Source organism: Serratia sp. LTN-2, from assembly GCF_059740205.1.
Map to the genome: position 1 here is coordinate 166,937 of NZ_JCAXDO010000009.1, position 7,543 is coordinate 174,479.

A 7,543-nucleotide genomic window follows, 5' to 3' on the forward strand; every position below is an offset into this window, starting at 1 on the left:
CTTTATCCGGTTGCGAATGAAGGATCCTGACGCGAGAGTATACGTGATTTTTGCGTCATAACCGATGCAAAAAAGGTATTGGCCCCCGCACGGGCGAACTGGATCTCCGCGACTAAAAAGAATAGGGTGAAATCAGACACTCCAACGAGGTAACGACATGGCCAAGCGCATTCAATTCTCCGCCACCGGCGGGCCGGAAGTCTTGCAATACGTTGATTTTACACCGCTCGATCCGGCCGCCGGCGAAGTGCAGATCGAGAACAAGGCGATCGGCATCAACTACATCGACACCTATGTGCGCAGCGGGCTATACGCGCCGGCCAGTCTGCCGAGCGGCCTCGGCACCGAGGCGGCCGGCGTGGTGGTCAAGGTCGGCGCCGGGGTCAGCGCGATCAAACCGGGCGACCGGGTGGTGTATGCGCAGTCGTCGCTCGGCGCTTACAGCGAAATCCACAACGTGCCGGAAGAAAAAGTGGCGCTGCTGCCGCACAACCTGAGCTTTGAACAGGGTGCCGCCTCTTTCTTGAAAGGGTTGACGGTGCACTATCTGCTGCGCCAGACCCACGAAGTGCAGCCGGGTGAAGTGTTCCTGTTCCATGCCGCCGCAGGCGGGGTTGGGCTTATCGCCTGCCAATGGGCCAAAGCGCTGGGCGCGCGCCTGATCGGCAGCGTCGGGTCCGACGAAAAAGCCGCGCTGGCCAAGCAGGCCGGCGCCTGGGCCACCATCAACTACCACAAAGAGGATATCGCCCAGCGAGTAGCCGAGCTGACGCACGGCGAGAAGGTTGGCGTGGTGTACGATTCGGTGGGGCAAAGCACCTGGCAGGCCTCGCTCAACAGCCTGAAGCGGCGCGGTCTGATGGTCAGCTTCGGCAACGCCTCCGGCCCGGTGACCGGGGTCGATCTGGCGCTGCTCAATCAGAAAGGTTCGCTGTATGTCACCCGCCCTTCCCTTAACGGCTACGTGACCAACCGCGCCGAGCTGCAGTACGCCAGCAACGAGCTGTTCTCGCTGATCGGCAGCGGCGCTATTCGGGTGGAAGTGAAAGACGAGCAGAAATTCGCGCTGGCCGACGCCCAACGCGCGCACCAGGTGCTGGAAAGCCGCAGCACCAGCGGTTCCAGCCTATTGATCCCCTGATAACGGCCAAAGAAAAGGGCTCCTTGCGGAGCCCTTTCTGTTACTGCGTTTTGTAGGGGTAGAGCAGAGTCCGCCAGAGACAGGGGTTGCTTCAGCAACACGAATTTTAGTTGTCTCTCACGGTGATGAAATTGGTCGCATCACTGCATCGATAAATATCCTAACAGCCCCGTCCGGCAAAAAACACGCTTTATGTGCCACATCGCGCGGGAAAACTGCCAAGCTGTGATCGCTGCCGCATTAGCGGTGCGGGCGATTGCGCAAGTTTCAGCGCGACTGACTGATTATTCAGCAAAAAATCAGTAGCGTCTGATCTGAGGTTTCTGCATCGAGCGGTAAATCCACACCCCGACCACCGCCAAAATCAGCCACGGCAGCAGCTTAAACACCACCGCGAACAATCCGCCCAACAACATGAACGCCGCCGCCACCAACAGCGCGGCGAAGATCCCCAGCAGCGAGATGCCGGTCACCATCAGCATCACCACAAAGCCAATGAGAAAGAAGATTTCCAACATGATTGCTCCTTTGCAATACAACGTATCTGCAGAGTGAATTACAAGAAGCGTGCCAGAACGGCGAAAGCGCTAACACATTGAAATGATTAGACAGGCATCCAGTGATACGCTGAATGCCTGGCGAAAAAGACTAACTATTGGTGAAGTTTTTTGTTAATTACGCCATTTCGACCCGCGGCTGGCGCACCAGCGCCAGCGCCTGCTCCACCACCCGCGCATCGGCGCCCGGTTTATGGGCGTTCTCGCTCAGATGGCGGCGCCACTGACGCGCACCCGGCACGCCCTGGAACAAACCGAGGATGTGGCGAGTGATGTGGCCGAGGTAGGTGCCGTTGGACAGCTCGCGCTCGATATACGGATACAGCGCTTCGACGATCGCCACGCTGTCCGGCACCGCGGTTTGCGCGCCAAACAGTTCGCTGTCGACCCGCGCCAGAATCCCCGGATTCTGGTACGCCTCGCGCCCCATCATCACGCCGTCCAGATGCTGCAGGTGCTGCTGCGCCTCTTCCAGTGTCTTCACCCCGCCGTTGATAGCGATGGTCAGCGCCGGGAAATCCCGCTTCAGCTGATAGACGCGCGGGTAGTCCAGCGGCGGCACTTCGCGGTTTTCTTTTGGGCTGAGGCCGGAGAGCCAGGCTTTGCGGGCGTGAATGGTGAACATGTCGCACTCGCCGCGCCCGGCGACGGTCTGAATAAAGTCGCACAGGAAGGCATAGCTGTCCTGATCGTCGATGCCGATGCGGGTCTTCACCGTCACCGGGATCGACACCACGTCGCGCATCGCCTTGATGCAGTCGGCGACCAGCGTCGCCTGGCCCATTAAACAGGCGCCGAACATGCCGTTTTGCACGCGATCGGACGGACAGCCGACGTTGAGGTTAATTTCATCGTAACCGCGCTGCTCCGCCAGTTTGGCGCAGTGCGCCAGCGCGGCCGGATCGCTGCCGCCCAGCTGCAGCGCCACCGGATGTTCTTCTTCGCTGTAGGCCAGATAGTCGCCCTTGCCGTGGATGATCGCGCCGGTGGTCACCATCTCGGTGTACAGCAGCGTTTCCTTGGTCAGCAGGCGGTGGAAGTAACGGCAATGACGATCGGTCCAGTCGAGCATTGGCGCGATGGAGAAACGATTGGCGGCGTAGGTTGGGGCGTGGTTGTCTTTCGTCATGCTGAGTTACTGGCTACCTGATGTCTGTCTGAATTCAACGAACGGCGCGCGGCCGCAAACGGCTATTATAACGACAATCGGCGCCGTTGGGAAAACCGCCTTGTCGCCGACAAAAATTAAGTGGGGGATAAAGCGAATAAACCCACTCGCTCAGGTGTTATCTCATTACGGGCGCGCACGGCGCCTCTGCCTTGAGGACACAACCATGAACAGCTTCATTAAACGCCTGCTGGCATCGGCCATTGCCGGCTGCCTGCTGTTTTCCGGCGGGGCGCTGGCGATGGGCGGCGACGGTAGCAGCCAAACCCCGCCAACCTGTCCGAAAGGCCAGGTCTACGACAGTAAAACCCAGACCTGCACGGTGGATAAAAGCAGCAAAGTCGACGACGCCGACCGCACTAACTATGCCTATGCACTGGCGAAAAGCGGCCGCTATCAGGAAGCGATCGATATGCTCAACACGCTGAAAAATCCCAACACCGCCATAGCGCTGAATTATCGCGGCTACGCCACGCGCAAACTTGGCCGCACCGATGAGGGTATCGGCTATTATTTAAAATCAGTGGCCCTCGATCCGAAATACCCCAAAGTGCGCGAGTACCTGGGTGAAGCCTATATGCTAAAAGGGCGGCCCGACCTGGCGCGCCAACAGCTGCAGGTGATCCAGTCGCTGTGCGGCACCGGGTGCGAGGAGTACCGAGATTTGGCGGCAGCCATCGACCGCCATCCGGAATCTTGATCCGACGCGCCTGCGGAGGTGACTATCAGCGGCGATGCGATACGCGATGAACTCGGCCACTATCTCTCCCGCCTGTGGCGCTATGCGCTGGTGCTTTCGCACCGGCGGGATGTCGCCGACGACCTGGTGCAGGCGACCTGCGTGCGTGCGCTGGAGCGCGCCGCGCAATTCACCCCCGGTTCACATCTGGATCGCTGGCTGTTTGCCATCTTGCACTCTATTTGGCTCAATGAAGTTCGCGCCCAGCTCCTTCGCCAGGGGCAAGGCTGCATGGTGGCGGAAGAGCTGGGCGATGCGGACACCGGTGAACAACCGGTCTTGCTCAATGAAGTGATGCGGCGCGTAAACCGGTTGCCGGCGGCCCAGCGCAACGCGCTGTTTCTGGTGTATGTCGAAGGGCTGTCCTACCGGGAAGCGGCGAAAGTGCTGACGGTGCCGATCGGCACCGTCATGAGCCGCCTGGCGGCCGCACGCCAAGCATTGGCCGATGACCGACAACGGCAACACCGTAAGGAAAGCCATTCGCCCCCCTTACCCCACTCCCGCCGATAAACCGTCGGCCAGCGACCGTACTTATTCCAACGCGCGGATAACCCGGCACGGCTGCCCCAGCGCCAGCACGTTGGCCGGGATGTCGCCGGTCACTACGCTGCCCGCACCGATGGTGGTGCCGTCACCGATGGTCACCCCCGGCAGGATCACCACGTTGCCGCCGATCCATACGTTGTTGCCGATGGACACCGGCTGCGCCGAGGTGCGGAAAGGAAAATCCGGATCGCCGGTGAAGCGTTCATCGGCCTTCAGCGGATGACTCGGCGTGTAGATTTGCACGTTAGGGCCGACCAGCGTGTTATCGCCGATGGTGATGGTATTGCAGTCGAGGAACACCGCATTGACGTTGATAAAACAGTTCTTTCCGATGCGGACATGTTGACCATAGTCGCACCAGAATGGCGTTTCAATCCAGCTTGCTTCTCCCCAGGCGCCGAACAGCTCGCCGAGCAGGCGGTTTTTTTCGTCCGCCTGATGCGAATCCAGCGCACCCAGGCATTTAGTCAACGCCCTCGCCCGGTGGTACATGGCGATCAGTTCTTCATCGCGGCTGTTGTACACCTGGCCGTTTAACAATTTCTCTCTTTCCGTCATCACGCGGGGCTCCAGCTTTTAACGCGGGTGAGGCGCGTTATACCGCTCTCACCGCCCGCTCTCCAGCGCTAAAATCGGCAATGTTGATTTGCCGCCCGCCTGCGGGAAAAAGTTGTGATACACCTCTCGTTTAACGCGGCCAACGCGCCTTTCTCTGCACTATCCTCAGGGGAAAAGGGGCAACTCTCGGCGATTCGCCGTAATCATGGTAAAATCGGCTTTTTTACGTACCGGGATATTTGCGATGAACTCAACCACCCAGGAAAAGCTGTTGGCGCAGGCGGAACGCCTCTGCCAGCAACGCAATGTGCGATTGACGCCGCAACGGCTGGAAGTGCTGCGTCTGATGACTCAGCAACCCGGTGCAATCAGCGCTTACGACCTGCTCGATCTGCTGCGCGTCGCCGAACCGCAGGCCAAGCCGCCGACGGTTTACCGCGCGCTGGATTTTCTGCTGGAGCAAGGGTTTATCCATAGGGTAGAGTCCGCCAACAGCTACGTGCTGTGCCATCACTTCGAACAGCCGATGCATACGTCCGCGCTGTTTATCTGCGATCGCTGCGGCCAGGTGACTGAACGCACTACCGAGGGCGTAGAAGAAACGCTGCAGAAGCTGGCGCAGGAGGCCGGATTTGCGCTGCGGCACAGCGTGGTGGAGGCGCACGGTCTGTGTGCCGGCTGCGTGGAGGTTGAGGCTTGCGACAGCAAGCATGACTGCGCCGAACACGATCACAGCATCGCCATCAAGAAGAAGTAAGCAATACGAAGTCAGGTACTTCCTTGTACCTGCGGCCGGGACGCCAGAGGATGGGGCGACGCCGGCCTGCGCTGTGCGTGCCGCCTTCAATGGCGGCCCTGCAAATTACCAGCGGTGTTTGGTGTGATCTTCCCAGGCTTTCACCTCTTTCTCGGCCGCCTCTTTCTGATAACCGTAGCGTTCCTGAATTTTACCGACCAGCTGTTCGCGTTTCCCTTCGATGACCGTCAGATCGTCATCAGTCAGCTTGCCCCATTTTTCCTTCACTTTGCCTTTAAGCTGCTTCCAGTTACCGTCGGCTTGATCTTTATTCATAGTCTCTCCGTTAACCTGTGGTGAATCAGCGATCCCTGTAACCGGCCGGGGTTAACCAGAAACATTTCTGGCTGATTACGCCCTCACCTTAAGGGTAATCACGCCCATTCATTCGCCAGCCACAAGACTAATTCTAGTCAAACAAAGAAATTAAAATAAAAAAACCAGTATAAAAAACCATTAATAAATAAAATAAAAACAAAAAACGCCAACAAACAAGAAGCTAACGTGAACAGGCCCGGACCGAAAACATGTAAGTAAACATGAATAAAAGCATAAAAAAATCTAATTTATTACCTGACAAAGTTTCTGGACTAGCGTGCAGTAAACCAACTGCCACGCAGCTGGTGACGGTGCCAGATCCAGCCCAACGCCAGGCCGCGCAGCGCCAAAAACACCGCCAACGCCAGCCAGAGCCCATGGTTACCGAGCAGCGGCACGCTGAACAGCGCAATACCATATCCCGCCGCGGCCACCGCCATGCTGTTGCGCATCTCGGCGCCGCGCGTGGCGCCGATAAACATGCCGTCCAGCAAATAGCACCACACGCCGACCAGCGGCAGGATGACCTGCCAAGGTAAATAGTGGGCGGCTAACGCACGCAGCTCCGGCAAAGAGGTCAACGCCGCCACGATCTGCTGGCCGATGACGGCATAGGTCAGGCCAAAGGCCAACGCGACCAGCCCCGCCTGCCGACAGGCCGCGTGCCACACCTTGCGCAGCTGGCTGTCGTCCCGAGCGCCGTAGGCGTGGCCCGAATGGGCCTCCACCGCATAAGCGAAGCCGTCGAGCGCATAAGCGGTGAACGTCAGCAGATTCATCAATACCGCGTTGACCGCCACGACATCGCTCCCCAAGCGAGCGCCGAAGATGGTCAGCGACGCAAAACACAGTTGCAGCAACAATGAGCGCAACATGATGTCGCGGTTGAGCGCCAGCAGGCGGCGCAGATCGCCCCGCCAAGCCTCACACAGCATCGGCAAGGTGATGCCGCGCAGGCGCATCACCCGCCACGCCAGCCACAGGCCGAGCAGCAACGTGGCGTATTCGGCGATGGCGGTCGCCGCCGCCGCTCCCCGCACGTTCCAGCCCAGGCCCATCACCAGCCAGATATCCAGCACAATGTTCAGCAGGTTGCCGACGATCAGCAGGATCACCGGCGCACGCACATACTGCACGCCGAGCAACCAGCCCAGCAGCACCAGATTGGCCAGCGCCGCCGGAGCGCTCAGCCAGCGGATCTCAAGAAAACGCCGCGCCTGTTCCAGCACGTCGGCATTGCCGCCGACGATCTGCAGCGCCAGTTCGATCAGCGGGTAGCGCAGCAGGACGATCGCCACCCCGGCCAACAGCGCCAGCAGCAGCGGTTGCATAAACGCGCGCGCCAGCGCCTGGGGGTTCTGCGCCCCCAGCGCCTGTGCCGCCAGGCCGGTCGTGCTCATGCGCAGGAACAGCAACAGCATGAACAGGAAGCTGGTCGCCACCGCGCCGATCGCCACGCCCCCCAGATAAATGGGGCTGTCGAGGTGGCCGATCACCGCAGTGTCCACCAATCCGAGCAGCGGCACGGTGATATTGGAGAAAATCATCGGCAATGCCAGGCGCCACAGGGCTTTATCGGTGTCGCTGGTGAAGGCGGAAATCAAACGCATGATGAAATGTTCCCGTAACAGTGGCGAAGGGCAAAGTCAGAAACAAAAACGCCCCAGAACAGGGGCGATTGATACAGGGAGCGGTACGGATGGCGCGGCGTTTAAAT

9 protein-coding genes are annotated in these 7,543 nt (G+C 59.4%); 4 read left to right on the forward strand and 5 right to left on the reverse strand.

Annotated features, from left to right (window positions below):
- Window positions 1-157: 157 nt before the first annotated feature.
- Window positions 158-1,141: a quinone oxidoreductase gene (locus AC6BYQ_RS17935; RefSeq protein ID WP_019453215.1), complete on the forward strand. Its 984-nt coding sequence runs from the start codon at window positions 158-160 to the stop codon at window positions 1,139-1,141.
- A gap of 299 nt (window positions 1,142-1,440) precedes the next feature.
- Here AC6BYQ_RS17935 and pspG read toward each other — a convergent pair whose 3' ends face one another.
- Together pspG and dusA are read right to left on the reverse strand one after the other, a co-directional pair.
- The gene (pspG, locus tag AC6BYQ_RS17940) at window positions 1,441-1,659 is read right to left on the reverse strand and encodes an envelope stress response protein PspG (protein ID WP_019453216.1); all 219 of its coding nucleotides are present in this window, start codon (window positions 1,657-1,659) and stop codon (window positions 1,441-1,443) included.
- Between the two features lie 157 nt (window positions 1,660-1,816).
- A complete protein-coding gene (gene dusA / locus AC6BYQ_RS17945) occupies window positions 1,817-2,827 on the reverse strand; it encodes a tRNA dihydrouridine(20/20a) synthase DusA (RefSeq protein ID WP_019453217.1) in 1,011 nt (336 codons plus the stop codon).
- Window positions 2,828-3,032: 205 nt separating this feature from the next.
- Here dusA and AC6BYQ_RS17950 point away from each other — a divergent pair, with 205 nt between their 5' ends.
- A complete protein-coding gene (locus AC6BYQ_RS17950) occupies window positions 3,033-3,566 on the forward strand; it encodes a tetratricopeptide repeat protein (protein ID WP_498057294.1) in 534 nt (177 codons plus the stop codon).
- Between the two features lie 18 nt (window positions 3,567-3,584).
- Window positions 3,585-4,118, forward strand: a complete 534-nt coding sequence (locus AC6BYQ_RS17955) for an RNA polymerase sigma factor (protein ID WP_084799185.1) — start codon at window positions 3,585-3,587, stop codon at window positions 4,116-4,118.
- Between the two features lie 21 nt (window positions 4,119-4,139).
- On the opposite strand, the gene AC6BYQ_RS17960 is transcribed toward AC6BYQ_RS17955, so the two are convergent.
- Entirely contained in the window at window positions 4,140-4,712 is a 573-nt protein-coding gene (locus tag AC6BYQ_RS17960) for a sugar O-acetyltransferase (RefSeq protein WP_063918669.1), read from the reverse strand.
- A gap of 244 nt (window positions 4,713-4,956) precedes the next feature.
- On the opposite strand from AC6BYQ_RS17960, the gene zur reads away from it, so the two are divergent.
- A complete protein-coding gene (zur, locus tag AC6BYQ_RS17965) occupies window positions 4,957-5,469 on the forward strand; it encodes a zinc uptake transcriptional repressor Zur (RefSeq protein ID WP_015379223.1) in 513 nt (170 codons plus the stop codon).
- A gap of 105 nt (window positions 5,470-5,574) precedes the next feature.
- Here the strand turns inward: zur and AC6BYQ_RS17970 are convergent, their stop codons facing one another.
- Both AC6BYQ_RS17970 and dinF read right to left on the reverse strand, forming a co-directional pair.
- A complete protein-coding gene (locus tag AC6BYQ_RS17970) occupies window positions 5,575-5,784 on the reverse strand; it encodes a CsbD family protein (RefSeq protein WP_004936743.1) in 210 nt (69 codons plus the stop codon).
- A gap of 314 nt (window positions 5,785-6,098) precedes the next feature.
- The gene (gene dinF / locus AC6BYQ_RS17975; protein WP_019453221.1) at window positions 6,099-7,436 is read right to left on the reverse strand and encodes an MATE family efflux transporter DinF; all 1,338 of its coding nucleotides are present in this window, start codon (window positions 7,434-7,436) and stop codon (window positions 6,099-6,101) included.
- Between the last annotated feature and the right edge of the window lie 107 nt (window positions 7,437-7,543).

Coding starts and splice junctions, on each gene's coding strand:
- AC6BYQ_RS17935 (WP_019453215.1), top strand. CDS start 158: ATGGCCAAGCGCATTCAATTCTCCGCCACCGGCGGGCCGGAAGTCTTG.
- pspG (WP_019453216.1), bottom strand. CDS start 1,659: ATGTTGGAAATCTTCTTTCTCATTGGCTTTGTGGTGATGCTGATGGTG.
- dusA (WP_019453217.1), bottom strand. CDS start 2,827: ATGACGAAAGACAACCACGCCCCAACCTACGCCGCCAATCGTTTCTCC.
- AC6BYQ_RS17950 (WP_498057294.1), top strand. CDS start 3,033: ATGAACAGCTTCATTAAACGCCTGCTGGCATCGGCCATTGCCGGCTGC.
- AC6BYQ_RS17960 (WP_063918669.1), bottom strand. CDS start 4,712: ATGACGGAAAGAGAGAAATTGTTAAACGGCCAGGTGTACAACAGCCGC.
- zur (WP_015379223.1), top strand. CDS start 4,957: ATGAACTCAACCACCCAGGAAAAGCTGTTGGCGCAGGCGGAACGCCTC.
- AC6BYQ_RS17970 (WP_004936743.1), bottom strand. CDS start 5,784: ATGAATAAAGATCAAGCCGACGGTAACTGGAAGCAGCTTAAAGGCAAA.
- dinF (WP_019453221.1), bottom strand. CDS start 7,436: ATGCGTTTGATTTCCGCCTTCACCAGCGACACCGATAAAGCCCTGTGG.